The sequence below is a fragment of the Perlabentimonas gracilis genome (genome assembly GCF_011174675.1).
Lineage (GTDB): Bacteria > Bacteroidota > Bacteroidia > Bacteroidales > Tenuifilaceae > Perlabentimonas > Perlabentimonas gracilis.
The window spans coordinates 56,612-81,934 of record NZ_JAANIG010000002.1; the positions used below are offsets into that span (position 1 = coordinate 56,612).

Annotated in this window: 27 protein-coding genes; 14 read left to right on the top strand and 13 right to left on the bottom strand. The window is 43.9% G+C overall.

Annotation, left to right across the window (positions count from 1 at the left end; translation table 11 throughout):
• Positions 1-29: 29 nt before the first annotated feature.
• Positions 30-569, bottom strand: coding sequence for an RNA methyltransferase (locus G8O23_RS01550; RefSeq protein WP_166361059.1), 540 nt, complete (start codon positions 567-569; stop codon positions 30-32).
• Between the two features lie 87 nt (positions 570-656).
• On the opposite strand from G8O23_RS01550, the gene sucC reads away from it, so the two are divergent.
• A complete protein-coding gene (gene sucC / locus G8O23_RS01555; RefSeq protein ID WP_166361061.1) occupies positions 657-1,844 on the top strand; it encodes an ADP-forming succinate--CoA ligase subunit beta in 1,188 nt (395 codons plus the stop codon).
• Between the two features lie 56 nt (positions 1,845-1,900).
• Here sucC and G8O23_RS01560 read toward each other — a convergent pair whose 3' ends face one another.
• The 6 genes from G8O23_RS01560 to G8O23_RS01585 all read right to left on the bottom strand — a co-directional run bounded on the left by G8O23_RS01560 (position 1,901) and on the right by G8O23_RS01585 (position 5,317).
• Positions 1,901-2,089, bottom strand: a complete 189-nt coding sequence (locus tag G8O23_RS01560) for a YgaP family membrane protein (RefSeq protein WP_166361063.1) — start codon at positions 2,087-2,089, stop codon at positions 1,901-1,903.
• Positions 2,090-2,149: 60 nt separating this feature from the next.
• Complete coding sequence (locus G8O23_RS01565; protein ID WP_166361065.1) at positions 2,150-3,418, bottom strand: arginine deiminase; 1,269 nt, start codon at positions 3,416-3,418, stop codon at positions 2,150-2,152.
• 164 nt (positions 3,419-3,582) lie between these two features.
• Positions 3,583-4,023 (bottom strand): YbaN family protein, encoded by a 441-nt coding sequence (locus tag G8O23_RS01570; protein WP_394351916.1) that lies wholly within the window; start codon positions 4,021-4,023, stop codon positions 3,583-3,585.
• Between the two features lie 25 nt (positions 4,024-4,048).
• Positions 4,049-4,249, bottom strand: a complete 201-nt coding sequence (locus tag G8O23_RS01575; RefSeq protein ID WP_219932364.1) for a CDGSH iron-sulfur domain-containing protein — start codon at positions 4,247-4,249, stop codon at positions 4,049-4,051.
• Positions 4,250-4,255: 6 nt separating this feature from the next.
• The gene (locus G8O23_RS01580; RefSeq protein WP_166361067.1) at positions 4,256-4,741 is read right to left on the bottom strand and encodes a (4Fe-4S)-binding protein; all 486 of its coding nucleotides are present in this window, start codon (positions 4,739-4,741) and stop codon (positions 4,256-4,258) included.
• 66 nt (positions 4,742-4,807) lie between these two features.
• Complete coding sequence (locus tag G8O23_RS01585) at positions 4,808-5,317, bottom strand: RDD family protein (RefSeq protein ID WP_166361069.1); 510 nt, start codon at positions 5,315-5,317, stop codon at positions 4,808-4,810.
• A gap of 166 nt (positions 5,318-5,483) precedes the next feature.
• On the opposite strand from G8O23_RS01585, the gene G8O23_RS01590 reads away from it, so the two are divergent.
• Positions 5,484-6,101 (top strand): DUF4294 domain-containing protein, encoded by a 618-nt coding sequence (locus G8O23_RS01590; RefSeq protein ID WP_166361071.1) that lies wholly within the window; start codon positions 5,484-5,486, stop codon positions 6,099-6,101.
• 70 nt (positions 6,102-6,171) lie between these two features.
• Here the strand turns inward: G8O23_RS01590 and elbB are convergent, their stop codons facing one another.
• Complete coding sequence (gene elbB, locus G8O23_RS01595) at positions 6,172-6,828, bottom strand: isoprenoid biosynthesis glyoxalase ElbB (RefSeq protein WP_166361073.1); 657 nt, start codon at positions 6,826-6,828, stop codon at positions 6,172-6,174.
• A 97-nt stretch (positions 6,829-6,925) separates the two neighbouring features.
• Here elbB and thpR point away from each other — a divergent pair, with 97 nt between their 5' ends.
• Positions 6,926-7,486 carry an RNA 2',3'-cyclic phosphodiesterase gene (gene thpR / locus G8O23_RS01600; RefSeq protein ID WP_166361075.1) on the top strand — a complete coding sequence of 187 codons (561 nt, stop codon included), beginning with the start codon at positions 6,926-6,928 and terminating at the stop codon, positions 7,484-7,486.
• Between the two features lie 10 nt (positions 7,487-7,496).
• Here the strand turns inward: thpR and G8O23_RS01605 are convergent, their stop codons facing one another.
• Together G8O23_RS01605 and tgt are read right to left on the bottom strand one after the other, a co-directional pair.
• Positions 7,497-8,591, bottom strand: coding sequence for an LptF/LptG family permease (locus tag G8O23_RS01605; protein ID WP_166361077.1), 1,095 nt, complete (start codon positions 8,589-8,591; stop codon positions 7,497-7,499).
• Positions 8,588-9,718: a tRNA guanosine(34) transglycosylase Tgt gene (tgt, locus tag G8O23_RS01610; protein ID WP_166361079.1), complete on the bottom strand. Its 1,131-nt coding sequence runs from the start codon at positions 9,716-9,718 to the stop codon at positions 8,588-8,590. Before tgt ends, G8O23_RS01605 begins: the two co-directional genes overlap by 4 nt.
• Positions 9,719-9,847: 129 nt before the next feature.
• Here tgt and G8O23_RS01615 point away from each other — a divergent pair, with 129 nt between their 5' ends.
• From G8O23_RS01615 to G8O23_RS01660, 10 genes are all read left to right on the top strand, one after another.
• Positions 9,848-10,993: a glycosyltransferase gene (locus G8O23_RS01615; RefSeq protein WP_219932366.1), complete on the top strand. Its 1,146-nt coding sequence runs from the start codon at positions 9,848-9,850 to the stop codon at positions 10,991-10,993.
• Positions 10,984-11,595, top strand: a complete 612-nt coding sequence (locus tag G8O23_RS01620) for an RNA polymerase sigma factor (protein WP_166361081.1) — start codon at positions 10,984-10,986, stop codon at positions 11,593-11,595. The genes G8O23_RS01615 and G8O23_RS01620 overlap by 10 nt, the downstream gene beginning before the upstream one ends.
• A gap of 7 nt (positions 11,596-11,602) precedes the next feature.
• Positions 11,603-12,223 carry a 16S rRNA (guanine(527)-N(7))-methyltransferase RsmG gene (rsmG, locus tag G8O23_RS01625; protein ID WP_166361083.1) on the top strand — a complete coding sequence of 207 codons (621 nt, stop codon included), beginning with the start codon at positions 11,603-11,605 and terminating at the stop codon, positions 12,221-12,223.
• Positions 12,224-12,255: 32 nt separating this feature from the next.
• Complete coding sequence (locus G8O23_RS01630; protein WP_166361085.1) at positions 12,256-12,525, top strand: SemiSWEET transporter; 270 nt, start codon at positions 12,256-12,258, stop codon at positions 12,523-12,525.
• Positions 12,526-12,682: 157 nt separating this feature from the next.
• Complete coding sequence (gene rpmH / locus G8O23_RS01635) at positions 12,683-12,841, top strand: 50S ribosomal protein L34 (RefSeq protein WP_166361087.1); 159 nt, start codon at positions 12,683-12,685, stop codon at positions 12,839-12,841.
• A gap of 263 nt (positions 12,842-13,104) precedes the next feature.
• On the top strand, positions 13,105-13,989 hold the full coding sequence (locus G8O23_RS01640; RefSeq protein WP_166361089.1) for a PASTA domain-containing protein: 885 nt from the start codon (positions 13,105-13,107) through the stop codon (positions 13,987-13,989).
• Complete coding sequence (locus tag G8O23_RS01645; RefSeq protein ID WP_166361091.1) at positions 13,986-15,932, top strand: T9SS type A sorting domain-containing protein; 1,947 nt, start codon at positions 13,986-13,988, stop codon at positions 15,930-15,932. Before G8O23_RS01640 ends, G8O23_RS01645 begins: the two co-directional genes overlap by 4 nt.
• Positions 15,926-16,993 carry an RluA family pseudouridine synthase gene (locus G8O23_RS01650; protein WP_166361093.1) on the top strand — a complete coding sequence of 356 codons (1,068 nt, stop codon included), beginning with the start codon at positions 15,926-15,928 and terminating at the stop codon, positions 16,991-16,993. Before G8O23_RS01645 ends, G8O23_RS01650 begins: the two co-directional genes overlap by 7 nt.
• Before the next feature lie 380 nt (positions 16,994-17,373).
• Positions 17,374-18,363 carry a D-alanine--D-alanine ligase gene (locus G8O23_RS01655; RefSeq protein WP_166361095.1) on the top strand — a complete coding sequence of 330 codons (990 nt, stop codon included), beginning with the start codon at positions 17,374-17,376 and terminating at the stop codon, positions 18,361-18,363.
• A gap of 340 nt (positions 18,364-18,703) precedes the next feature.
• Entirely contained in the window at positions 18,704-19,093 is a 390-nt protein-coding gene (locus G8O23_RS01660) for a DUF2721 domain-containing protein (RefSeq protein ID WP_166361097.1), read from the top strand.
• 144 nt (positions 19,094-19,237) lie between these two features.
• On the opposite strand, the gene gcvP is transcribed toward G8O23_RS01660, so the two are convergent.
• The 3 genes from gcvP to G8O23_RS01675 form a co-directional block, all read right to left on the bottom strand.
• Positions 19,238-22,105 (bottom strand): aminomethyl-transferring glycine dehydrogenase, encoded by a 2,868-nt coding sequence (gene gcvP, locus G8O23_RS01665; protein WP_166361099.1) that lies wholly within the window; start codon positions 22,103-22,105, stop codon positions 19,238-19,240.
• A gap of 179 nt (positions 22,106-22,284) precedes the next feature.
• Positions 22,285-22,923: an MBL fold metallo-hydrolase gene (locus G8O23_RS01670; RefSeq protein WP_166361101.1), complete on the bottom strand. Its 639-nt coding sequence runs from the start codon at positions 22,921-22,923 to the stop codon at positions 22,285-22,287.
• Positions 22,924-22,945: 22 nt separating this feature from the next.
• A complete protein-coding gene (locus G8O23_RS01675) occupies positions 22,946-23,590 on the bottom strand; it encodes a protein-L-isoaspartate(D-aspartate) O-methyltransferase (protein WP_166361103.1) in 645 nt (214 codons plus the stop codon).
• A 212-nt stretch (positions 23,591-23,802) separates the two neighbouring features.
• Between G8O23_RS01675 and G8O23_RS01680 the strand changes: the two genes are divergently transcribed.
• On the top strand, positions 23,803-25,218 hold the full coding sequence (locus G8O23_RS01680) for a sugar transferase (RefSeq protein WP_166361105.1): 1,416 nt from the start codon (positions 23,803-23,805) through the stop codon (positions 25,216-25,218).
• Positions 25,219-25,323: the final 105 nt, after the last annotated feature.

Genomic DNA, 25,323 nt, shown 5'->3' on the forward strand with positions numbered 1-25,323 from the left:
GAAAAGGGGTGCTGCTAAGCACCCCTTTTTTATGCATTAAACTTTACGAAGAAGTCCCAAATTACAATCCCCGCAGTTACCGAAACGTTGAACGAATGCTTTGTGCCAAACTGAGGAACCTCAATGCTTCCGTTGCAGCTATTTATAACATCCTGTGATACCCCCTTGAGTTCGTTGCCAAACACAAAGGCATACTTGCTGTTTGGCGTTGGCACAAATGACCTCAAATCGATGCTGTTTGTTGTTTGCTCCAGAGCATACACATTGTAACCATCATTCTTTAGCCGCTTAATAGATTCAACAGCACTCTCCACGTATAACCAATCCACTGATTTCTCGGCGCCTAGTGCAGTTTTATGTATTTCGGGGTGGGGCGGAGTTGCCGATATTCCGCATAATACTATTCTCTCAACATTTAGCGCATCACAAGTTCTGAAAATTGAACCAATGTTGTTGAGACTCCTAACATTGTCGAGTACCACAACAATTGGGAATTTCGATGAATTTTTAAACTCGCTTACAGATTTTCGGTTAAGCTCCTCGATATTTAACTTGCGGTCATTAGTCATTTTTAAGCGGTATAAATATGTTTATGGTTAAGTAGATTAACTTATTTTTTGTACTTTAGTTGCCACGCAAATCAAATCCTTTTTCTGATGAATATCCATGAGTATCAAGCTAAAGAGTTGTTGAAACGAGCTGGGGTTTCTGTACCCGCAGGCAAAGCAGTGCACTCCGTTGAAGAGGCTGTAAATGTAGCAAAAGATATTTTCAATTCCACAGGTACAAATGCAATTGCTGTAAAGGCTCAAATTCACGCTGGCGGAAGGGGCAAAGGGGGTGGAGTGAAAATTGCAAAAAACCTAGATGAAGTTAAGCGCTATGCCAACGATATTTTGGGTATGACTTTGGTTACCCATCAAACTGGCCCCGATGGAAAATTGGTGAGAAAGCTGCTGGTTGAGCAGGGTATATACTACCCAGGCCCTTCGCCTGTTAAGGAGTTTTATATGAGCATCCTGCTCAATAGGGCAACAGGCCGAAATATGGTGTTGTACTCCACCGAAGGAGGTATGGACATTGAATCGGTAGCTGAGAAAACCCCTCATCTAATTTTTAAAGAGGAAATTCACCCAATGGGCATCCAGCCATTTCAGGCGCGCCGTATAGCCTTTAACCTGGGCCTTTCAGGAAAAGCGTTCTCCGAGATGGTGAAGTTTGTAACCAGCTTGTATAACGCTTACATTACTTACGACTCAACCTTATTCGAAATTAATCCAGTGTTCAAAACATCCGACGACCTAATTTTTGCAGCCGATGCAAAGGTTAACATCGATGATAATGCTATGTACAAGCACCCTGATTTAAATGATATGAGGGATTTAGATGAGGAAGATCCCACAGAGGTTGAAGCATCTGAGTCGAATTTGAACTTCATTAAGCTCGATGGCAATGTGGGGTGTATGGTGAATGGTGCTGGATTGGCAATGGCTACCATGGACATTATCAAGCTATCGGGAGGCGAGCCTGCCAACTTCCTCGATGTTGGAGGGACTGCAAATGCCACAACCGTAGCTGCTGGCTTTAGGATTATCCTTAAAGATCCTGCCGTGAAGGCAATTCTTATCAATATTTTTGGTGGAATTGTTCGTTGCGACCGGGTTGCGCAAGGTGTTGTTGATGCCTACAAGGAGATTGGTGATATATCAGTACCTGTTATTGTGAGGTTACAAGGCACCAATGCTAAGGAGGGTAAAGAACTTATTGACAGTAGTGGGCTTAAGGTATACTCGGCCATTAGCTTACAAGAGGCTGCCGATTTAGTGAAGGAACTGGTTGGGTAAACTATACGTGAAAACAGAAGTAAAGGCCGTCAAGCAATTGGCGGCCTTTACTTTTTTTACTTATCTGCGGGGCACGTTTTAATGCCAAATATTGCGTAGAGCCCACAAAACCTAATAAAACCTGTTGCAATGGGGATAATAGCTAGGAGACCCCACCAGCTTTGGTAAACTATTCCTAAAATTGCAATAGCTATTCCGATAACGATCCTTATAACCATATCGGTTGTTCCAACATTTCTCTTCATAACTTTATCTGTTTAAAGTTTTTATATAAACAGATGAATGTGGAAAAGGTTTGAAGTGTTCTATTTCCAGTTAATGTCCTTGCGACTAACGGGCATAGTCATGCACCTTGCTCCACCTCCTCCACGGGGCAGTTCACTTCCATCGAGGGTTATAAGGTATCTGTTGTAGTTGGCCAAATCTACCTTGCCGCTAATTACCTCCTTGGCACGAATTATTTCGTAGCCATGGTTGTTCATCTCTTCGGCGGTGTAATTGTTACGGCCATAGCCAATTACCTTACCTGGGCCAACCGCAAAAAAGTTAGCTCCGCTATGCCACTGCTCGCGTTCCTGAGTCCACTGGTCTTTGGTGCCACCGCATTGAATGGGTTCCAAGTCCATCCCTAGCTTTTTTAAGGCCACAAGAATATTCTCTACATTTTTTATCTCCTTCACCTTGCAGTTCTGAACGGTAATCATAACCGTTTGGTACTTGTTGGGTCGTGTGATGAGTGGCTCAAATATCATGCATGAATTCACATCAAGTAGTGTGAATACCATATCGAGATGGATAAATGATTCGGGTTTGTAGGGCAACTCCTGCACAACGATATGCCGCTCCCTGTTATCATTTTTTGAGCATAATCTACTTATAATAAAATCAATACCCTGAGAGGTAGTTCTGCTGCTATTGCCAATTAGCAAAATGTCATCCCTTGCTATAAGAACGTCGCCACCCTCTATGGAGATATTTCCGTTGGTATTGTATGAGGTTGGGTTTATGGTGCTCGTTTCAAACGTGTCGGAATGGTTGAATATGGCCTCCATAATGATAGACTCTCTATCGCGAACAGGGCTAGCCATCTTACCAATGAGCACTTCATCGTACATCGAGATGGACGCATCACGGGTAAAGTAGAAGTTGTAAAGGGGCTGTAGCGCATACCTTTCGTTGCTCAAAAAGCTAGTTAGGGTATTTCTTTTCAAGGGAAGTCCCTGAATCAGCAATGTAACTAGCTGTTTCGAGGGTATAGATGCAAGTTCTTCGCGTAGGCTCATTACCCCTTCATGCTTGCAGATGGTGCCAATAAGCTCCTCGCGGGCCTGAGGTTTGCGAATTACCTCGTAAAGTAGATCGCTAACCTGGTATGTTTTGGTAACCTTAGACAGCACACCGCTAAGCTGAGCGTACTCTTTACGTGCTACCTCTAGGTTTAGGATATCGCTATACAAAGCCCTATGGGCATCGTTTGGTGTCATATTCTCCACTTCAGCCCCTGGCGTATGCAGTATCACTCCTTGCAACTCGCCAACCTCGGAGTTCACATTTACTCTCATCTTGCTACTCATATGCGTTGGTTTTTAAATAAAGTGTAATAGATGTATTCACAAAGTGTTCGCAAAGATAATCCCCAAATCAACAAAGTTAGGCAAAAATGTAGGTGTTAAGCGACAGAAATTTTTCTGTTACGTCCCTTTATTTTTTAAATAAGTTTTTTAGCGTTGTTTAAGGGTTAGCACTTACAATCTGTTTTTTGGTCTAGCATATCATTGTTCGGTCGGGTAGTGTTTAAGCTAAGAATATGCACCGAAACGCCAATGGCAATAAGGATAAGAAGAATTTGTACCCAGGGTATATGGCTTGTTAAATAAACGCTTAGCAGAATGGTGGACCACAGCAGGGCAAGCGTAAAAATTTTCACCCCCTTGCTAATGGATTTGTTTTGGATGTAATTCCGAATATAGTTTCCAAAAATTCTGTGGGTGAGGAGCCATCGATACAGGCGGGTTGAGCTACGAACAAAAAGGTATGCTGCAAGCAAAAAGAATGGAGTAGTTGGGAGTATTGGTAGCACAATGCCAATTACCCCTAGGGCAACAGACAGGATTCCTCCCAATACCATTAGGTATCGCAGGTAGGGGCTACGGATTTTTTTGGGCTTAATATCGGGCATTTACGAGTGAAATTCAGCCTGCCTGTTACTTGTTATGGGATCCGTCGCAGAATGGTTTATTCTCCGAAAGGCCACAGGCACATAGGTATATGGTGTCGGTTCCTTCGGGGGTAATTGTATCTCCGCTTACGCTGGTTAGCGTGAACTTGCCCATAACCTTTATGGGGCCATTCCTGTTTATGCGCACTTCAGTGCCTTTTATCTTGTCTTGATTTTTCGAGTTCATTGCTAATTATTCCTCCGGATCTTTAAAGCCAATTTTAAAGTGGTTCCCATCGCAAAAGGGCATGTTGTTAGAATGGCCGCATCGGCATAGCGAAATCATTTGCATAGATTTAAGCTCATTGCCATCCTCGCCAACAAGGCGAAATTTTCCTGAGAAAAGAAGCGGCCCATTTCGCATCACCCTAATGGCAACAGGCTTTTCCTCCTTGGGCTGTATTGTAGGTTCGTTACCCTCTTTAACTACTTTGTGTGAACTCTCCTGGTTGTTCTTCTCCGGATCGTTCCATTTAAATGTAAGAGCGTTGGTAGGACACTGGTTAACAATATCTATAATTTCTTCGGTTGGGGCTCCCTGCATATTTATCCATGGCCTATTACGTGGATTGAAAACCGATAGCAACTTCACGTAGCAAGTAGTAGCATGCACACATTCGCCAGGTTTCCAAAACACAGTTATGTCATCACTGGAGTAACTCCGGTTATTTTTTTCCATTAGTCAACACATATTACAAATCACTCCTCAAAAATGAGAATTAGTTCCAATTAAATCAAAAAGAATTTACCTTTTGATAACAATGCAGTTGGCCAGCATATCATGCAGGGCTTGCTTTTTCTCAGTAAAACCAGCCATTATGTATCCAATGTACACGGTGAGGTCGCTGATTATTTTAGCAAAATAACGACCAGTTGCCTGGCCAAACGAAATGCGCTCACCCATACAGTTGGTAACCTTAATGCCCACAGCTAGTTTACCCAAAGTAGCGCCATGTTTTGATGATTCAAATAGTGCGTAGTATAGCCATCCAATAACTATGCTGAATAGCGCAAGCAGCATAATAATGCCAACTATTACTCCAACTTTTAGCAGGTTTCCATCCGCAAGTAAATCGACTGGTTCGGATACGTTATCTAATCCCAAAGCAAAGGTTACTATTATAATTATTGCGGGCACGGCTAAAATAAAACCCATAACGCCTAGAATTAGTTTGTCGATAATGTAGGCCGCAAAGCGTAGCCAAAATCCTGCGTACTGAATATCTTCCTGTTCTGATGCTCTCAAGGTTTCCATAGCGTTAAGTTTTGTTAATAAAATAGGGTTATGTACGTTAATGCCCGAAAATTCATTAAAAAATCTGACATGCAAAAACTTTTTGGCATTTTTTGTGTATCTATGTGTTCTGAGCATTACAACTTTTTGCTTGTAAAAGCGTTTAAATGCACAGGGAATAGGTATTATGAGAACATTGCAGTCTATATTATTTCTTATTTTTATTTTGGTGGCTATTGCTATACCTAAAAGCCAAGCCATAGCGCAGTCGAGGCCTATTGAAAAGGATGGTTACACATTTGTTCCCATAACGGTACTCGATGGGGACACAATTCCCAATGTGCTTATTCCTCAGGTGGTAGTTTTTCCACAGCGCAAGTTTGCTTCTAAGCGGGATTATAGGCAGTACCAACGCTTGGTAAGGAATATGAAGGTGGTATACCCTTATGCCCAAGTTGCCAAGTATAAGATATCTGAAATGGAGGTTCACTACCGTACCCTTAAGACCGATGCTGAACGTAAAGCATACGTAAAGCAGGTTGAAAAGGAGCTGCGTGAGGAATTCGAAGATCAGCTGGTAAAGCTAACCATTTCGCAAGGAAGGCTGCTTATAAAACTTATTGATAGGGAGGTGGGCAAGACAACCTATAGCGTGATTAGGGAACTAAGGGGTGGCGTATCGGCCGTTTTTTGGCAAACAATTGCTCGGATATTTGGTTCTAACCTAAAGACGGAGTTTGATAGCGTGGGAGAGGATAAGATTCTGAACGAGATTATAATTCTATATGAGCATGGGCTAATTTAAGAGCTTGTGTAAAGATATATCAACGAAAATGCCGCTAAAGTGCGGCATTTTCTGGTGTTACGGTGTGGTATTACATGTGCTTAACCATTTCCTTTACAATGGCGTTTGCTCCATTGGCAATATCAACAATAGTAGCCTCGAGCATATAGCATGGGGTGGTGAAGAGTAGGTTGTCTTTGTCAGTTGAAACCTCTCCGTGGTTGGTGTTTTGATGATTGGCACCCAGGGTGCTTACTGCTTTTGCCGTGCCCTCGTCTTGTCCAATGGTTAGCGTTGCGCCCTTAATTAGCTTGGCCAGCAGTACCGGTGAAATGCAAAGGGCACCAATGGGTTTCTTGGCTTTGTGTGTATCAAGTATAACCTTCTCAACTTCGGGGTTAACCTTGCAGTCTGCACCATCAAAGGCAAAGGTGCAAAGGTTCTTTGCCACACCAAATCCGCCGGGGAAGATTAGGGCATCGAAATCGTGGGGCTTAAAATCCGAAAGGGGTTTAATATTTCCCCGGGCAATGCGTGCTGCCTCAACAAGCACATTGCGCTTTTCGTTCATCTCCTCACCTGTAATATGGTTCACAACGTGATGCTGGTCGATGTTGGGAGCGAATATCTCATAGGTTCCGCCCTGCGATGCTATTGCGTATAGGGTCATGGTGGCTTCATGAATTTCGGCTCCGTCGTAAACACCGCATCCAGCCAAAACTACAGCAAACTTCTTGTCTTTACTCATAGCAATTCGTATTTTTGATTTGACCGTTAAGATAGTAATTTCTGCTTTTTTAAGCCTTGGTATAATCTATGAGTTTCGTTAAAAAATTCAAAATAGAATGAGAACCTTTGTTGGAGTTAAAATTCCGGTTGATGCTGAACAACAACTGTTGCTGGCTCAGCTTCAGCAGGAGCTAAAGTTCGAGAATATTAAATGGGTAGATCTGTCGACCCTTCATGTTACCCTATTTTTTCTGGGAGATACATCAGATGAGTTAGCCAAAGATATTTGCAAATTTTTTACCGATTGTATTTCCCAAATCCCTGTGTTCAACATATCAGTAAATGGGGTGGGAACATTTGGTTCCAAAGGTAACCCTAGGGTTATTTGGCTTGGCCTTAAACCCAGTGACGATTTAAATGATATACAGCAAATGGTTGAGCAATTTGTTGTTGCCAAGGGTTACCCTGTCGATGAAAGGGGTTTTAATCCACATATTACCATCGGTAGGATAAAGGGGGAAGGCGGTCGAAAGCAAGTGCTTAATGTGGTGTCGGAGTTTGGTCATCTCGTCCACCAGGATGTAGTTGTTGACGAAGTAATTCTATATAAAAGTGAACTCACTCCCACAGGGGCAACCTACACAAAGCACTGTTCTCAAAAACTTTTTGTAGAATAGGTTTGAGGAACTACTTGGGTGCAAACTTGTATAGCACAAAGGCAATGATGGCGTAAAGGAAATTTGGGATCCAAACCGCAACAATGGGTGGAATATTACCGCCTTTAACCGAGAACATGGTGGAGAACTGCATGAATAGGATGTAGCTAAAGCTTAGCGCAAGGCCAAGGCCAATATGCAACCCAATGCCCCCACGTACTTTACGCGACGATAGCGAAACCCCAATGATGGTAAGTATAAACGTTGAAAACGGATAGGCAACCCGGCTGTACTTCTCAATCAGAAAGAAATCCACATTTTCTGTCCCCTGTAATCGTTGCTCCTCAATAAAGTCATCAAGTTCAAACATATTCATAGTTTCCACTATGTTTAGCCTTTGGCTAAAATCCGAAGGGGAAAGGAAGATCGTAGTATCGATGGTTGTTCCGTGCCTTACCACTTCGCTGGTGTCTTGAAACTCCCTGATGTGGTAGTTGTGAGCCACCCACTTGTTGGATGTGGTATCCCACTTTACGTAGTCACTTATCAGCTTCGATTTAAGCTCTCCATCCACAATGTTCTCTATGGAAAAACGCTGGCCAATGTTGCTGTGGGTGTTATACGACTGCATGTATACATATATGCCAGGCCTTACCTGGCGGTGAATATTCCTGTCGGTATTTCTGTACTGCTTCTTTACATACGTATTCTCAAATTCAAGCCTAACCCTGTTGGCCGGTGGGATGATAAAACTTGATAGTAGGAACGAGAATACGGCAATGATGAATGCGGAAACAAAGTAAGGGAACATCATCCGTTTGAATGACACCCCGCTGCTCAAAATGGCAATAATCTCGGTGTTGTATGCCATTTTGGAAGTGAAAAAGATAACGGCAATAAAGGTAAACAGAGAGCTGAAAAGGTTGGCAAAGTAGGGAATGAAATTAAGGTAGTATTCGAACACGATTGCCTTTAAGGGTGCACCCTTCGACACAAAATCGTCCATCTTTTCGGCCAAATCGAAAATTACGGCAATGCCCATGATGAGGACAATGGCATAGAAGTATGTCCCAATAAATTTTCGGATGATGTAGAAATCGATGATTTTGAAACCGAATCTGCTCATAACCTAATCGAGAGTTTTTTTACAAGAGCCTCTTTCCAAACTTTAAACGTACCGTTCTCAATTTTCTTACGCGCTTCGCTAACCAGCCATAGGTAGAAACCCAGGTTGTGCATACTAGCAATTTGTGGGCCAAGCATCTCGTTGGCAACAAATAAATGCCTTAGGTATGCCCTGCTGTACCTTGTGTCAACAAAAGTTAAACCACTGGGATCGATGGGGCCAAAATCGTCGGCCCACTTTTTATTCTTTATGTTGATGATTCCCTCGCTGGTAAACAACATTCCATTACGCCCGTTACGTGTTGGCATAACGCAATCGAACATATCAACCCCACGATCGATAGCCTCAAGTATATTTTCTGGCGTACCAACACCCATAAGGTAACGGGGTTTCTCCTTGGGAAGTATTTCGTTAACCACTTCAACCATCTCATACATCACATCGGCTGGTTCGCCCACCGATAATCCGCCAATGGCATACCCATCCCTATCCTTTTTTGATATGAATTCGGCTGCCCTACGCCGAAGGTCGGGGTATACGCAACCCTGCACGATGGGGAAAAGCGTTTGTGCGTGTCCATAAAGTGGATCAGTCTCGTCAAATCGCTTAATGCACCTATCGAGCCAGTTCTCGGTAAGGTCGAGCGATTTTTTTGCATATTCGTAAGTTGCATCGCCCGGAGGACATTCATCAAAAGCCATGATGATATCGGCGCCAATAACACGTTGGATATCCATCACATTCTCGGGCGAGAAAAAATGTTTGGAACCATCGATATGAGAGCGGAAATATGCCCCTTCGTTCTTCAACTTGCGGTTTGCAGCCAGAGAGAACACTTGATATCCTCCGCTGTCGGTAAGTATGGGTCTGTCCCATGAAATGAACTTATGCAGTCCTCCTACACCTTTTAGTATGTCAAGCCCAGGCCTAAGATATAAGTGGTAAGTATTGCCCAGTATTATTTTTGCATCAATGTCGTTTTCCAGCTCGCGGTGGTTTATTCCTTTTACACTGCCCACGGTACCCACGGGCATAAAAATTGGGGTTGGAATTTGTCCGTGATCAGTAGTGATAAGCCCACTTCGCGCGTTACTATTTGGTGCAAAAGATTTTATGTCGAACTGCATTGCTGTAATTTGATCATTTGTAGGCCGCAAAGATAGTAGAAATTGTTTTAAATGTTTTTGATTTGGGTTTTACCTTGCCTATGACAAAAATCTTTAATAAAATTGCTGAATAATATAACACCCCTTGCTGTGAATGATTTTATCTATCAGCTAACGACTTACGAGTTAGCATTTTTTTCGGTTTTACTTTTCTCAATACTTGTTCAGCTATTTTACTACTTTTTGGTATTCATTAGGGTGACTGCTCGCAGTGGTAAGGTATATAAAGGAGCAGATGCCGATCTTCCACCGGTATCGGTTGTTATATGTGCTCGCAACGAGGAGGAGAACCTTGAGGAATTTTTGCCCCTTATACTTGAACAGCAGTATCCTAACTTTGAGGTTGTAGTTGTTGACGATTGCTCCGAGGATGATACGGATATGGTGCTTAGACGATTGTCTGCTCGATACCCACATCTTAAAACTACATCAATAAAGCCCGATTTAAAGTTTAATCATGGTAAAAAGTTAGCGCTAACGCTTGGGATTAAAGCGGCATCGCATGAGTGGCTTCTGCTAACCGATGCCGACTGCAAGCCCCATAGCGAGTTCTGGATTCGCGAAATGGCCAAGAATTTTAAATCGCCAAATCAGATGGTGCTAGGGTACGGTGGATATATGCCTGCCAAGGGTTTGCTAAACCGATTAATCCGCATTGATGCGTTTTACGTGGCAATGCAGTACCTTGGCTTTGCCAAGTTGGGTTTGCCCTATATGGGTGTTGGCCGAAATTTGGCCTACAGAAAGGAATTGTTTTTCGAGAATAAGGGCTTTGCCAACCATAACCATATACCCTCTGGCGACGATGATCTGTTCGTTCAGCAAGTAGCCCTAAAAAGTAACACAACGGTAGAGTATGGGCAAATGGCGCATACTCGTTCAGTGGCAAACTCTTCAATAAAAGGTTGGGTTAGGCAAAAGCGTAGGCATCTCACCACATCGCCTATGTACCGTAAAGGGATAAAGGTATGGCTAGGATTGGAGCCCTTGTCGAGGTTGATGTTCTGGACCGCAGGAATAGTATTACTGGTGAACCAAAACTACCTAGAAGTTGTTGGTGCTATTATGCTTTTTAGGATGCTGTTCGTTAGTATTATTTTAAAAATTGCAATGAATCGTTTGAATGAAAGGAAAATATTTTTACTTTCGTTAGCTTATGATTTATTTTCACCCGTGTGCACGGCTTCACTTTTGTTGTTAAATAGTTTTACCAAAAAACGTAGTAAATGGAGATAGGTCTTAACCTTTCCGATAAAGCTAAGTATGATTTAAGGCTTGTTGATCAGGCTATTAATGGTGATCAAAAGGCATATGCCGAGCTGTTGGAGAGGTATCGTGATGCCATATACTTCATGCTGCTTAAGATGGTAAACAATAAAAGCGATGCCGAGGATCTTACCATCGAGGCCTTTGGTAAGGCTTTTAAAAGCATCAATCAGTACACCCCAAACTTTGCGTTTAGCACCTGGCTCTTTAAGATTGCAACCAACAACTGCATCGATTTCATTAGAAAGCGCCGAGCCAATATCATATCCATTGACCAGCCCACGGAGGATGTTGATGGAGTCTCCTCAATCCCTGCAACTAATTTGCAATCGGGGTCGCTCGATCCTGAGGAGAATCTTATTAAGATTCAAAACATCCAGCTGGTTAAGGAGGTGGTCTCGAAGCTTAAGCCTCGCTACCGCAAGCTAATCGAGCTTCGTTACTTCAAGGAGTACTCCTACGAGGAGATTTCCGATGAGTTGGAGCTACCCTTAGGCACCGTTAAGGCTCAACTCTTTAGAGCCCGCGAGTTGCTTTTTAACATCCTGTCAAACAGTCCACACAAGCCATAACACAGTAATGGAAGTTATTCTGAAGTATTTCCCCGAGCTTACCACTCAGCAGCGGCAGCAATTTGGTATGCTGCAAGAGCTTTATAGCGATTGGAACGCCAAGATAAACGTGGTGTCGCGCAAAGATATCGATAAGCTGTATATCCACCATGTGCTTCATTCGCTTGCCATAGCTAGGGTAATTTCCTTTGCCAAAGGCACACGCGTGCTCGATGTGGGAACCGGGGGAGGATTTCCCGGCATTCCGTTGGCCATACTTTTCCCAGCGGTTAGCTTTACATTGGTAGATTCCATTGGCAAAAAGATAACCGTAGTTAACGAGGTGTCGAGCAGCTTGCAGCTGGCCAATGTTGTGGCCCAAAAGGCAAGGGCCGAGGAGTTAAAAGATACTTTTGATTTTGTGGTTACCCGTGCGGTTGCCCCCATGCCAACCATTATGGGATGGGTTAGGGGTAAGGTTAAGCCCGGCGGTTTCAACCATTTGCCCAATGGTATTATTGCACTTAAAGGTGGCGATATACGCGCCGAGCTGGCTCCCCTTGGCAAAGCTGTTCAACGCTGGAAGATTTCCGATTTGTTTGAGGAGGAGTACTTTGAGGAGAAAAAGGTGGTTTTTGTGCCTAGGTAGATATACACACAAATTTTGTTAATCTTACAAATATGGATACCATTCAGATTCTTGGATTGTTCGCTGCGGCGCTCACAACAATTTCGTTCTTTCCTCAGGCATACAAAGTGATTAAAACACGTAACACCCAAAGTATCTCTTTGTTAATGTACGTAATTCTTGTTGTTGGGGTCATTCTATGGTTATCGTATGGAATTGTTAAAAACGATTTACCTATTATTCTTGCCAACATTGTAACTTTAATACCAACGCTAGTTATCCTTTTCCTTAAAGTAGGGGAGTTGATTAAGCCAAAAATATAGTAAGGCAATCACAATGTTATAAAAATCATGGTTTTTTTAAGTTTTCTTTTTTGCCTTTCAAAATCTTTTATATCTTTGCAAGCCTAAAATGCGGGTGATTTATTGCCCTTTGATATTGGTAATCAGCTTAAAATAAATAATTAAAGACGTTATAGCGATGAAAAGAACTTTCCAACCATCGAACAGAAAAAGGAAGAATAAGCACGGTTTCCGTGAGCGTATGTCTACTGCAAACGGACGCAGAGTGTTGGCAGCCCGCAGGGCAAAGGGACGTAAAAGACTTACCGTATCGGACGAGCCAAGGCATAAGGTTTAACCCTATACTGCCTAAAGAAGATAGTTAAGCTGACCCCAACGGTCAGCTTTTTATTTATATCGCTGTACCATTCGGGTTTTGCGGTTGGGGGTGTCTTAATGGGCTATGCCTAGCATTGCTATTCTAGTATTTTGTATTAATTAAGCCCACTTGTAGTAGCCATTTATCGATTTAATTTTAATTTTGCCAAGGATATAAGCCAATCGCAATTTTCTCGATAGATTTTTGTTTATATAAGCAAACTAATCAAATAACGTTAAGCTATGGAATGGCAGCAAAAGGTAAAAGAGTATTTCGTCAAAATTTTTTCCAACCCATTCGTTAAAACTCCGCTAATAGCGCTGGGAATTGTGGCAGCTGCAGTAATAGTATTCTTTACATTTCTGCACATATTTTCAAGGCATGGCAAGGGTTTTCCCGTTCCCGATTTTTCGAATATAAAGATTGAAAAAGCTTACGAACTAGCAAAGCAAAGAAAGCTAAGGCTAGAGGTAACCGATTCGGTTTACATCATGACCCGCGAACCCGGTACTGTGGTGGAGCAAAACCCATCGCCTGGAACCTATGTTAAGGCCAACCGCAGGGTGTTTATAACCACAAATGCTGTTAACCCCATGCTTGTCGAGATGCCAAATCTTGTGGGGCTTACCCTACGCCAAGCCATCTCTACACTAAATCTACAGGGGTTTGATGTGGGGCTTTTAGCTTTTGCTCCCGATATTGCGGTGAATAACGTTTTGGAGCAACATTACCGTGGTAATGAGGTCGATCCAGGAACGAAAATTCCCAAGGGTTCTACCATCGACTTGCTGCTTGGCCGTGGGTTAAGGAATGAAAAATCGGTTCTACCTCGGGTTATTGGGCTATCTTTGTCTGAGGCACGCAATCTTTTGCTCGAAGCTTCGTTAAACTTAGGACGTGTGACTTTTGATGCAACCGTTATCGACAACCTCGACTCGCTGCAGGCTAGGGTGTATAGTCAGTATCCTAATCCTAATCCCATGGGGGAGAATGCTATCAATTTCGGTGCTCAGGTCGATTTATGGCTGACCCAAAACGAATCGCGAATTCCAGTAGAGAAGAACATAAAGGAGCCAGCTACAAGCACAAACGACGCTGTAGAAATATTTGAAGAAATTATTGAATGATAAGATCTTTTTGCATTCTTACTCTTTTTGCCATTTTGAGCCTTGGTGGGGTTTATGCTCAATCGGGTGGTGAGGTTTTAGTCGATCTCGAATCGATTCCCCTTACCCCAAACAAGACGGTGCAGCCTAAGGCAAAGTCTACGATAGAGCTGCCCTTTTACGACGACTTTTCGCGAGGTTTAAGCTACCCCGTATCCACGCTTTGGGATGGTAGGGATGTTTTAGTAAACACTAAGTATGCTGTAAACCCTCCAAATATTGGGGTGGCCACCTTTGATGCATTAGATTATACTGGCAAATTACACCATAATGCATCGGTTTTTCAATTCTCGGCCGACACGCTAACATCTCAGCCAATTAATCTAAATTTTCCAGGCGACACCAGCATATACATAAGCTTTCAGTTTCAGCCCAAGGGGCTTGGCAATTGGCCCGATATCAGGGACTCGTTGCTGCTCGAGTTTTACAATGCATCTGATGATACTTGGGAGGGAGTATGGGCTGCATGGGTGGACTACGAGAATAATACCCTTTTTCAGCATGAGAAGTTACGGTCGAGGCATAGCGAGATTATTTCCGATACCCTTAGCAGTTCCTTTTTTAAGGTCTACTTTCCAGTGCTCGATGAGCAGTTTCTAGTTGGCAATTTTCGTTTCCGTTTCCGCAACATTGCATCAATATCCCGAAACTCTGACGTGCCCGGCTTAAGGGGCAATTCCGATCATTGGCATATCGATATGGTGTACCTCAATAAGGCCAGAACCTATAGAGATACAATTATTAATGATATCGCATTTACCAAACCTTTGGGATCCATATTGAATAATTACGAGCAGATACCTTGGCTGCATTTTAATCAGCAGGCGCAGGATAACGAACTTGACAGCCCATTAAGCTTTGATATTACCTACTCCAATATGGGGGTAACTCCGTGGAATATTACCAGGCTATTCCGAATCCACAATCAATCCAATGGCGATATCTATTCGTTCTCAGGTGGCGCCGAGAATATTAGTATGCTCGAAACCATTAGCTATAGCCGTTTCTTTTTATATGATTTTAAATCCTCTTGGTCCGATTCTGCTCGCTTCACCTTGGAATCTTACTTGCTTACCGATATAAGCCCCTCTACACAGCATTTGCGCTGGAACGACACGCTGCGGTACACCCAAAACTTTAAGAACTTTTACGCGTACGATGACGGTTCTGCCGAAAGTGGTTACGGTTTGTATGGCGAGGGGACTCAAAACGGAAGGGTAGCCTACAGGTTTAATACTTATAAAGCCGATAACTTGGTGGGGGTATACATGTACTTCAATCGTACATTTAACGATGCTAGCCAAAAGTATTTCCGTTTGGCCATTTGGGATGATAACAATGGCAGACCCGGAAATTTAATCTACGAGCAGCCGGGAGTTCGACCACTCTTTACCGATAGTCTTAACAGGTTTACCCTATTCCGGCTCGATGAGGAACTTTGGCTCGACCAAGGAACATTTTACATTGGCTGGATACAAACCACTACCGATATGCTTAACGTGGGGTTCGACAGGAATAATAGCAGCCGTTCGAATCTTTTCTACAATATCAGTGGCAATTGGGAGAACACAAAATTTGAGGGTGCACTTATGATTAGGCCAGTGTTTGGTAAGCTAAACGAAACGCCAACCTCATCACCCAATCACCCACTCAATCAATCACCCACCCAATCAATCAATATTTACCCCAATCCAGCTCGTGATGTGCTTAACGTTGAGTTACCCGTTGGTGTTATCAACGCTCAGGTTACTATTTATAGTATATCGGGACAGATGGTTTACTCCGAGAGGTATGTAACAAACCCAATAGATATATCAAGATTTACCAATGGGACATACATCGTAAGGGTTGTTGCCGATGGGCGTATAGTGGGAACTCAGAAACTTGTAGTTTTAAAATGGTAGATGAAACAACACGTAACCCTTACGATGAAATTGACGATGAGGGTGGTGAGCAGCAGGAACTGTACGAGCATTTTCGTATAGATGTTGATAAGGGTCAGGGGCTAGTACGAATCGATAAGTTTATCACAAGCAAGCTCGAGAGCATTAGCCGTAGCCGAGTGCAATCGGCTGCCGATGCTGGTAACATTTTGGTGAATGGCAATGCGGTTAAATCATCATATAAGGTTAAGCCGCTCGACAGCATCTCCATTGTAATGGCCTACCCACCCCGGGAAATTGAAATCATTCCGCAGGATATCCCCATAAACATTGTGTACGAGGATGACGATGTAGTTGTGGTGAACAAGGAGGCTGGTATGGTGGTGCACCCCGGCCACGGAAACTACACCGATACCCTAGTAAACGCTTTAATGTATCACCTTAGGGATGTGCCTCTTTTCAAGTCGGGCGATGTACGCCCTGGCTTGGTGCACAGAATCGATAAGAATACCTCTGGCATATTGGTGATAGCCAAAACGGAGTTTGCCATGAATCACTTGGCCCGCCAATTCTTCGACAGAACCACCAAGCGACGTTACGTGGCCCTGGTTTGGGGCGATATGGAGGAGGATGAGGGAACTGTTGATGCTCACATTGGCCGAAGCCCCCGCGATAGGATGAAGATGCACGTTTTCCCCGAGGGCGACGATGGCAAGCATGCCATTACGCACTGGAAGGTGCTCGAACGCCTTGGATATGTTACCGTGGTTGAGTGCCGACTCGAGACCGGCCGCACCCACCAAATCCGTGTGCATATGGAGTATATTCGTCATCCCATTTTTAACGACGACCGATATGGTGGCGACTCAATTGTTAAGGGCACAACGTTTACCAAGTACAAGCAGTTTATTCAGAATTGTTTCAGTATTTGCCCTCGGCATGCACTGCATGCTAAGTCGTTAGGATTTGTTCACCCTACAACTGGTAAGGAGATGTTCTTCGAGTCGGATATACCCAACGATATGGTTCAGGTAATAGAACGGTGGAAAACCTATACGGCAGCACGTTTCTCAGAGGAGTAGTTGGGGGAGTTGAAAGTTCATAGAGTGCCTAAAGTTTAGAGTTGAAAGTTTAGAGTTGAGAGACAGACCAATCACCAATCACCAATCACCAATCACCGATCACCGATCACTGATTATCTCGTCATCGTGGCAAAAAGCGCCACTCTTACGAGACAGGCCGATTACTGATTACCGATTACTGATTACCGTTTACTGATCACTGATTATCTCGTCATCGTGGCAAAAAACGCCACTCTTACGAGACAGGCCGTTTACTGATCACCGATTACCGATTACCGATTACCGATCACCGACCACCGACAACTAGTTCCCTCGCACCCATACTAGCAAAACATTTTCATTATCTTTGCTAATAGAAAAATCTTTCATTTTAACATCTTATGATATCAAAACTCAACATCGCCATTCTGGCGGGTGGTAACTCCTCCGAAGAGGGTATTTCGCTTAAAGGCGCTGCTCAAATTGCCAAATGGCTCGACTCCCAACGTTATAACGTATATACCATTCTGGTTAAGGGCACTTCGTTTACATTGAAACATCCCAGCAAGGGTGATTATCCTGTTTCGTGGGACTCCTTTACCGCCAGTGTTGACAATGCGGAAATTCATTTCGATTGCGCATTGATTGCAATTCACGGTACACCGGGCGAAAATGGATTGCTTCAGGGGTACCTCGAGATGATGGGCATACCATACACCACAGGTGGTGTGATGAACACATCCGTAACCTTTAATAAGGAGGCTACCAAACGGATGCTTTATGATATTGATGTACATCTAGCAAAAGGTGTAAGCATTGTTAAGGGGCAAAATGTTAATGCCGATGATGTGGTAAAGTCGCTTGGGCTCCCCGTTTTTGTTAAGCCCAACGAGAGCGGCAGTAGCTATGGAATTACCAAGGTGAAGAATGTTGATGATTTAGTTCCTGCGCTGGAAAAATCGTTCACAGAGGATCCCGTGGCTCTTATTGAGGAGTTCATTCCTGGGGTGGAGCTAACCTGCGGCGTGGTGAAAACACAGAATAAAACGCTGGTGCTGCCGGTAACCGAAATTGTTCCCAAAAACGAATTTTTCGATTACGGTGCCAAGTACGAGAATCAGGTGGAAGAGATTACCCCTGCCCGTATTCCCGATGAGCTAACAGACCAAATTCAAACAGTTTCGTCCGAAATTTACGATAGGCTTAGCTGCCGTGGTATTGTCCGTATCGATTATATCTACAGCAATAAAAAGTTGTTCTTTTTAGAGGTAAATACCGTGCCAGGGATGAGCGAAACCAGCATCGTTCCCCAGCAAGTGGAGGCCTTAGGGCTTGCCATGGGCGATGTTTTCTCAATGGTGATTGAGGATGCGATTGCAAGGAAGGCCTAAGGGTTTATATTAGGTTGGCTGACCCGCCAGTGGCCTGTCTACCCTGCCTACCGGCAGGCGGCAGGTAGAGCGGGCAGGTTGGTTGATTGGTTGACCCTGCCTTTGCCGGCAGGCAGGCTGACAGGGTGCGAAGCACCTGTCGGCGTTTAAAAGGCTGATTGATTGGTGTGTTAGCAGACTCCCAGCCAGTTGACAGATAGATTGAACGTTCCCGAACCGACAACTGATTACAGACAACTGACATCCGATAACAAGATTATATGATTGTTTCTCTTTGCGTACTTGTAAAATTCCTCGGTTGATTAATGATTTTAAACCTCTGCTAAATAATACACTAACTATGCTAACGTTAACCACCCCTGCACTGCTATTTTCGGCCATATCGTTGCTGCTGTTGGCCTATACCAACCGGTTTTTGGCATTAGCACAGCTAATACGCAATTTGCATGCCCAGTACAAGCAGAATGCCGATAGCGTGTTGCTTGGACAGATTAATAATCTACGCATTAGGGTTCATATCATAAGGTATATGCAAATTCTGGGTATTACCAGCCTTTTGCTTTGCGTCCTCAGCATGTTTCTTATTTACATTGGCGAAACCGTTTGGGCCGAGGTAATATTTGGGGTTGCACTACTACTGCTAATTGCTTCGCTAGCTCTTTCGGTATGGGAGATCCAGATTTCTGTAAAGGCACTCGATATTCATTTAAGGGATATTGAGAATAAGTGATACCTGTATCGCCTAAAGTCAATTCTATACTTCTCATAGTAAGTCAACTTCTTTGCTGCATTACTATTGCTGTTGGTCTTTGGTCAAAGCAAAAGAAGGCTGCCTTAAAAAGCAGCCTTCTTTTGCAAATATGCTATTTGTAAATTACAAATATTCCTCAATGGGAGCGCAAGAGCAAACCAGGTTGCGGTCGCCGTAGCCCGAGTCAATTTTACCCACTGTGGGCCAGTACTTGTTAGCTGCCAGCCAGCTTAATGGGTAGGCTGCCTTTTGTCGGCTGTAGCTGTGGTTCCACTCATCGGCAGTTACCTCAATCACAGTATGTGGGGCATTCTTCACCACGTTATCCTCCTTGTCGGCCTTACCATCCTTAATCTCATCGAGTTCTTTCTTGATTTCTATCATTGCCTCGATAAACCTATCCAGCTCCTGCAACGATTCGCTCTCGGTGGGTTCTACCATAAGCGTTTCATGCACAGGAAACGATAGGGTGGGGGCATGGAATCCGTAGTCCATCAATCGACGGGCAATATCGCCAGTCTCAACTCCGTAAGCTTGCTTAAAGTGGCGGCAATCCAAAATCATCTCATGGGCAACACGGCCAGTCTTGCCAGTGTAAAGAACCTCAAATTGTCCCTTTAGCTTAGCGGCCAAATAATTTGCATTAAGAATAGCGAGCTCGGTTGACTTCTTCAGACCTTCTGCACCAAGCATTAAGATGTAGCCATAGGTGATTGATATAACCATTGCGCTTCCCCAAGGAGCAGCGGCAATCGCTGGTATTCCCTTTTCGCCACCAGTTTTCACTACTGGGTGGGATGGTAGGAATGGGGTTAAATGCTTGGCTACGCCAATTGGGCCAACGCCAGGCCCTCCACCGCCATGAGGTATGGCAAAAGTTTTATGCAGATTTAAGTGACACACATCGGCATGCACAATGCCTGGGCTGGTTAAGCCAACCTGTGCGTTCATATTGGCACCATCCATGTATACCTGTCCACCGTTATCGTGGATAATCTTTATCATCTCCTTAATCTCGGGCTCAAAAACTCCGTGAGTAGACGGGTAGGTAACCATAAATGACGACAGGTTATCCTTGTGCTTCTCGGCTTTAGCTCTCAGGTCATCAATAGATATGTTTCCATCATCATCGCAGGCAACAACTACAACTTCCATACCTGCCATGGCAGCGCTAGCGGGGTTGGTTCCGTGTGCCGATGATGGGATTAACACCACATTTCGGTGGTTGTCGCCACGGCTTTTGTGGTACTCGCGGATAACCATTAGCCCGGCGTACTCGCCCGCCGCGCCTGAGTTAGGTTGCAGCGAAACGGCGTCGAAGCCAGTGATTTCGGCAAGCAGCTGCTCCAGCTCACAAATCAGGCTCATGTAACCCTGGGCCTGGTCGGTGGGAACGAATGGGTGGATATTGCCAAACTCAATCCAGCTAAGGGGTAGCATTTCGGTGGCAGCGTTCAGCTTCATGGTGCAGCTACCCAATGAAATCATGCTGTGGTTAAGGGCAATGTCCTTGCGCTCAAGGCGCTTGATGTAGCGCATCATCTCGGTCTCGGAGTGGAATAGGTTAAAAACCTTATCGGTTAGATACTCCGACTTACGCTTCAAGTTTTCAGGTATTGCGATACTGCTGTCAATAGTGTTAACCTTAGCAGAAGGCTTACCTGCAACCTCAGCAAAAATCTCAATGATATTGTTGATATCGGTAATTGATGTTACCTCATCGGTGCTAATGCCAATGGTTCCGTTTTTCTTGTAGTTAAGGTTTATCTCCTTGTCAATGGCCTTACGCCTAATCATATCGGCCTTAACGCCCGAAGGTAGTTCAACCTCAAGGGTATCGAAGATATTCTTTACATTCTGCTTGTAACCAAGTTTTTCCAGCTCGTTGGCAATAGTAACTGCTGCTGTGTGTGCATTGGATGCAATACGCCTTATCCCCTCAGGGCCATGGTATACAGCGTACATACCAGCCATAGTGGCAAGCAGAGCTTGAGCAGTACAGATATTTGAAGTTGCCCGTTCGCGCTTAATGTGTTGCTCGCGGGTTTGGAGCGCCATGCGCAGCGCCTTATTGCCATGCTTATCAATTGAAACACCAATAATTCTACCGGGTAGGTTCCGCTTGTACTCCTCCTTAGTAGCAAAGTAGGCTGCGTGTGGGCCACCAAATCCCATGGGAATTCCAAAGCGTTGGGTTGAGCCAACAACAATATCGGCACCCCACTCACCTGGAGGAGTAATAAGTGCAAGGGCCAGAATGTCGGCAATTACCGAAACGAATGCGCCATTCTCCTTAGCCTTAGTGGCAAACGCAGCATAATCGCGAACGTTACCTTTTGCCGACGGGTATTGTACAATAACGCCAAACTCCTTGCCTGTAAACTCATACTCGCTGTAGCATCCGGTTACCACCTCAATGCCCAGTGGATTGGCGCGTGTTTCAATTACCTCAAGGTTTTGAGGGAATACATCGCTATCAACAAAAATAACGTTATGCCCCTCTTTAACAGCTTGGCGTGGGCGTAGGCTGTGCATCATGAGCATGGCCTCGGCGGCGGCAGTCGATTCGTCGAGTAGCGACGCGTTGGCAATTTCCATCTTGGTTAAATCCATAACCATGGTTTGAAAGTTAAGCAGCGCCTCAAGTCGACCTTGGCTAATTTCTGCTTGGTATGGAGTGTATGAGGTGTACCAGCCTGGGTTTTCGAAGATATTCCGTAGGATTACCGACGGGGTATGCGTTCCGTAGTACCCCATTCCAATGAATGTACGAAATAGCTTATTCTTTGATGCTATCGATTTGATTTTGCCAAGGTACTCGCTCTCCGACAGTGGTTCGGGCAAGTTTAGGGGCTTCTCCATTCTAATTCCCTTGGGAACCGTTTGGTCAATAAGTTCATCTATCGATTTAACCCCAACAGCTTTTAACATTTCGTCAATTTCGCTATCGCGGGGGCCAATGTGGCGGGAAACAAAGCGTTCGGTTGACATATATACAATTTTTTACTTGGTTATTACTATTAAGATGTTAGTTGTTCCTATCTAAAACGATTGCGACGATATCAAATTTTTTGTAAAAGTAGAAAATTGCTTACACATTTTCATGTACTCGATACTGATTTTTTAAAACAGAAAGTAAAAGTGGCTTCAGATATTAAAATTAGGCACGATTAGGTTAGGAATGGGTTGTTCTCTTTCTCCCAGCTAATGGTGGTTGGTTCGCCGTGACCAGGGTAAACCCTAGTTTCTGGAGCCAGTGGTAGCAATTTATCTTTTATGCTTTCAATTATCTCTTCGTAGTTTCCCCCAGGCAGATCGGTTCGCCCTATGGAACCTCTAAATAGCGTATCGCCTGATAGGAGGTAGTTCTCCTCCGAGTTATGCAAACATATACAGCCTTTGGAGTGCCCAGGGGTTTGTATTACACTCAACTTGGTGTTGCCAAATGCAACCACATCCCCCTCGTTAAGGTTAATGCTAATTGATGGTACATCATCAATGGTCATGCCATACATCATAGCTTGCGTGGTAGCCATTTGCAAAAGTGGCAGATCCTCCGGGTTACCAGCTATATCAAGCTTGTATTGTTTCTGTATGTACGCGACGCCCATAACATGATCAACATGCCCGTGGGTTATCACTGCCAGCTTAGGCTGCAACCCGTTTTCCTCAATAAAGTTGCTGAGTTCTTGCTGCTCTTCCTGGCTATGGCACCCAGTGTCTACTATAATACACTCCTTAGTCTCGTCGAATAGTAGGTATGTGTTTTCTTGGAAGGGGTTGAACACAAAAGTTTTAATAGTTGTCATTTTGATATGATTTGGAATTCTACTACTTGCTGGTGCCTTTTAGCATAGGAACAAATGCAAAGCGCCCATGGTTCGAAATTCGGGTTTCAGTTTCTGATATTTTTTCCACCATCATCATCTTTTGCCCTGTGCTATCGCCAACGGGTATAACCATTTTACCCCCAACCATAAGCTGCTTAATTAGGTCTGCGGGGATTTCGGGAGCACCGGCTGTAACTAATATTTTATGGTAAGGGCCATATGTGGGTTTGCCTTTGTACCCATCGCCGTAAAAGAAATGCGGGGTGTAGTTTAGCTTTTCGAGCAACGTTTTCGATCTCACGTACAGCTCATGCTGCCTTTCGATGGTATATACTTTTGCGCCCATCTCTAAAAGCACTGCGGTTTGGTAGCCCGATCCTGTGCCAATTTCTAAAACCTTTTCCAGAGGTTTAATATCAAGTAGTTCGGTTTGGAATGCTACGGTGTATGGTTGAGAAATGGTTTGCCCCGCTCCAATGGGGAAAGCAGAATCCTTGTACGAAAAGTTGAGAAAACCACTCTCCATGAATAGGTGTCTAGGCACAGTATTAATGGCAGCAAGCACTCTCTCGCATTTTATTCCTTTGCTACGGATTTCGTCAACCAGTTTCTTTCGCAATCCTTTGTGCCTAAATGAGTCCTCCATAGTTAGGTGTTGAATTAAGTCGATTATTTGTTAATGCAATTCTTTCCGCAAAGATAGTGCTTAAACCGTTGTGAAAAAAGCTAACAGCAGGAGTTTCGGTACACCTACATACTAACATCCCATTTTTGCTTTTTTGCATACATTTTTTGCTGGCCACTAGTATAATCTGGCATAATTAACTATTTTCGGAGCAACGAAACCCACTCCCAATAGTGAATAAAAGAATTCAAGTTATTAAGTATGTTGCATTCGACCTTATCGGGTCGTTTGTGGCTTGGCTGCTATTTCATCGCTACCGAAAAATGGTTGTTGAGCCCCAGCTGTTTGGCTACGATGTGGATTTTTATTTAGATGTAAATGTGATTATTGGCCTTGTAGCCCTTCCTTTGTTTTGGGTGTTTTTGTTCTTTGTTTCCGGTTTTTACCGCGATGTTCTCCGGCGCTCTAGGCTAAAGGAGTTGGGGCTTTCACTGGGGATAACCCTTCTGGGGTCAGTTATAATCTTCTTTCTCCTACTCCTCGATGATTTTGTTGCGTCCTACAAAAGCTACTATCATCTCTTTTTCACCCTTTTGATTTTGCAGTTTGCCTGCACCTATTTCCCCCGATTAATACTAACATCACTTACAACTCGCCGAATACGAACCCGAAGGTTAGTGTTTCCAACCCTTATTGTGGGCGATGGTGATAACGCATACAAGGTGCACCGGGAAATTTTAGAAGAGAAGATCCCTCTTGGGAACAAGGTGGTAGGCTATGTTGGACTTGGTAAAAAAGAGAATGAGAGCTTGGCGCGTGAGTTGCCTAATTTCGGCAATTGCTCCAACATTCGCAACGTTATTCATCAGCATAGTATTGATGAGCTGATCTTGGCTTTGGACCATAAGGACAACAAGCAACTTAGTGCCATTGTAAATGAGTTGTTAATGCTCAATGTTTCAGTTAAGGCCACCCCAAGTATGTACGACTTCTTAACCGGTAGGGTGAAAATGTCGCAAATATTTGGAACTCCTCTAATACATATATCTTTTGCCCTCATGCCTATCTGGCAGCAAAAGATCAAGCAGCTAATCGATCTTTTTGCATCACTCACCGCACTACTAATCCTTTTGCCGGTAATTATTGTTATTGCAGCGGCAATAAAAATTACCTCAAGAGGGCCAATCCTGTTTTCGCAGGAGCGGGTTGGCCAGTACGGCAGGCCTTTTAACATATACAAGTTCAGGTCTATGTATATCGATGCCGAGGCCAATGGCCCCGCATTATCTACCAAAAACGACAAACGAATTACTCCGCTGGGGCGTTTCCTCCGCAAAACCCGTTTCGATGAAATTCCCAACTTTTGGAATGTGCTTAAAGGCGATATGTCGCTTGTTGGCCCAAGACCCGAACGACAGTTTTACATCGATCAGATTGTAAAGGAGGCTCCTCATTATATCCACTTGCAAAAGGTGAAACCCGGAATAACCTCGTGGGGTCAGGTTAAGTATGGGTATGCCGAGAATGTTGAGGAGATGATTGAAAGGCTTAAGTATGACCTGCTGTATATTGAGAACATGTCGCTTTTTGTCGATTTTAAAATAATGATTTACACCCTAATCACGGTTTTTAAGGGCAGAGGTGTGTAGCCATTTTGGCAATGATACGATTGCTTACCCCTAATAAAACCCAATGGGTTCAATGCTCCTGATAATCAGCTTTATGTAAATTTGTTGATAACCCTTTCCCAAAAT

Excerpts from the sequence above, each read along its gene's own strand:
- G8O23_RS01550 (WP_166361059.1), bottom strand. The coding sequence starts at position 569 with ATGACTAATGACCGCAAGTTAAATATCGAGGAGCTTAACCGAAAATCT.
- sucC (WP_166361061.1), top strand. The coding sequence starts at position 657 with ATGAATATCCATGAGTATCAAGCTAAAGAGTTGTTGAAACGAGCTGGG.
- G8O23_RS01560 (WP_166361063.1), bottom strand. The coding sequence starts at position 2,089 with ATGAAGAGAAATGTTGGAACAACCGATATGGTTATAAGGATCGTTATC.
- G8O23_RS01565 (WP_166361065.1), bottom strand. The coding sequence starts at position 3,418 with ATGAGTAGCAAGATGAGAGTAAATGTGAACTCCGAGGTTGGCGAGTTG.
- G8O23_RS01570 (WP_394351916.1), bottom strand. The coding sequence starts at position 4,023 with ATGCCCGATATTAAGCCCAAAAAAATCCGTAGCCCCTACCTGCGATAC.
- G8O23_RS01575 (WP_219932364.1), bottom strand. The coding sequence starts at position 4,249 with ATGAACTCGAAAAATCAAGACAAGATAAAAGGCACTGAAGTGCGCATA.
- G8O23_RS01580 (WP_166361067.1), bottom strand. The coding sequence starts at position 4,741 with ATGGAAAAAAATAACCGGAGTTACTCCAGTGATGACATAACTGTGTTT.
- G8O23_RS01585 (WP_166361069.1), bottom strand. The coding sequence starts at position 5,317 with ATGGAAACCTTGAGAGCATCAGAACAGGAAGATATTCAGTACGCAGGA.
- G8O23_RS01590 (WP_166361071.1), top strand. The coding sequence starts at position 5,484 with ATGAGAACATTGCAGTCTATATTATTTCTTATTTTTATTTTGGTGGCT.
- elbB (WP_166361073.1), bottom strand. The coding sequence starts at position 6,828 with ATGAGTAAAGACAAGAAGTTTGCTGTAGTTTTGGCTGGATGCGGTGTT.
- thpR (WP_166361075.1), top strand. The coding sequence starts at position 6,926 with ATGAGAACCTTTGTTGGAGTTAAAATTCCGGTTGATGCTGAACAACAA.
- G8O23_RS01605 (WP_166361077.1), bottom strand. The coding sequence starts at position 8,591 with ATGAGCAGATTCGGTTTCAAAATCATCGATTTCTACATCATCCGAAAA.
- tgt (WP_166361079.1), bottom strand. The coding sequence starts at position 9,718 with ATGCAGTTCGACATAAAATCTTTTGCACCAAATAGTAACGCGCGAAGT.
- G8O23_RS01620 (WP_166361081.1), top strand. The coding sequence starts at position 10,984 with ATGGAGATAGGTCTTAACCTTTCCGATAAAGCTAAGTATGATTTAAGG.
- rsmG (WP_166361083.1), top strand. The coding sequence starts at position 11,603 with ATGGAAGTTATTCTGAAGTATTTCCCCGAGCTTACCACTCAGCAGCGG.
- G8O23_RS01630 (WP_166361085.1), top strand. The coding sequence starts at position 12,256 with ATGGATACCATTCAGATTCTTGGATTGTTCGCTGCGGCGCTCACAACA.
- rpmH (WP_166361087.1), top strand. The coding sequence starts at position 12,683 with ATGAAAAGAACTTTCCAACCATCGAACAGAAAAAGGAAGAATAAGCAC.
- G8O23_RS01640 (WP_166361089.1), top strand. The coding sequence starts at position 13,105 with ATGGAATGGCAGCAAAAGGTAAAAGAGTATTTCGTCAAAATTTTTTCC.
- G8O23_RS01645 (WP_166361091.1), top strand. The coding sequence starts at position 13,986 with ATGATAAGATCTTTTTGCATTCTTACTCTTTTTGCCATTTTGAGCCTT.
- G8O23_RS01650 (WP_166361093.1), top strand. The coding sequence starts at position 15,926 with ATGGTAGATGAAACAACACGTAACCCTTACGATGAAATTGACGATGAG.
- G8O23_RS01655 (WP_166361095.1), top strand. The coding sequence starts at position 17,374 with ATGATATCAAAACTCAACATCGCCATTCTGGCGGGTGGTAACTCCTCC.
- G8O23_RS01660 (WP_166361097.1), top strand. The coding sequence starts at position 18,704 with ATGCTAACGTTAACCACCCCTGCACTGCTATTTTCGGCCATATCGTTG.
- gcvP (WP_166361099.1), bottom strand. The coding sequence starts at position 22,105 with ATGTCAACCGAACGCTTTGTTTCCCGCCACATTGGCCCCCGCGATAGC.
- G8O23_RS01670 (WP_166361101.1), bottom strand. The coding sequence starts at position 22,923 with ATGACAACTATTAAAACTTTTGTGTTCAACCCCTTCCAAGAAAACACA.
- G8O23_RS01675 (WP_166361103.1), bottom strand. The coding sequence starts at position 23,590 with ATGGAGGACTCATTTAGGCACAAAGGATTGCGAAAGAAACTGGTTGAC.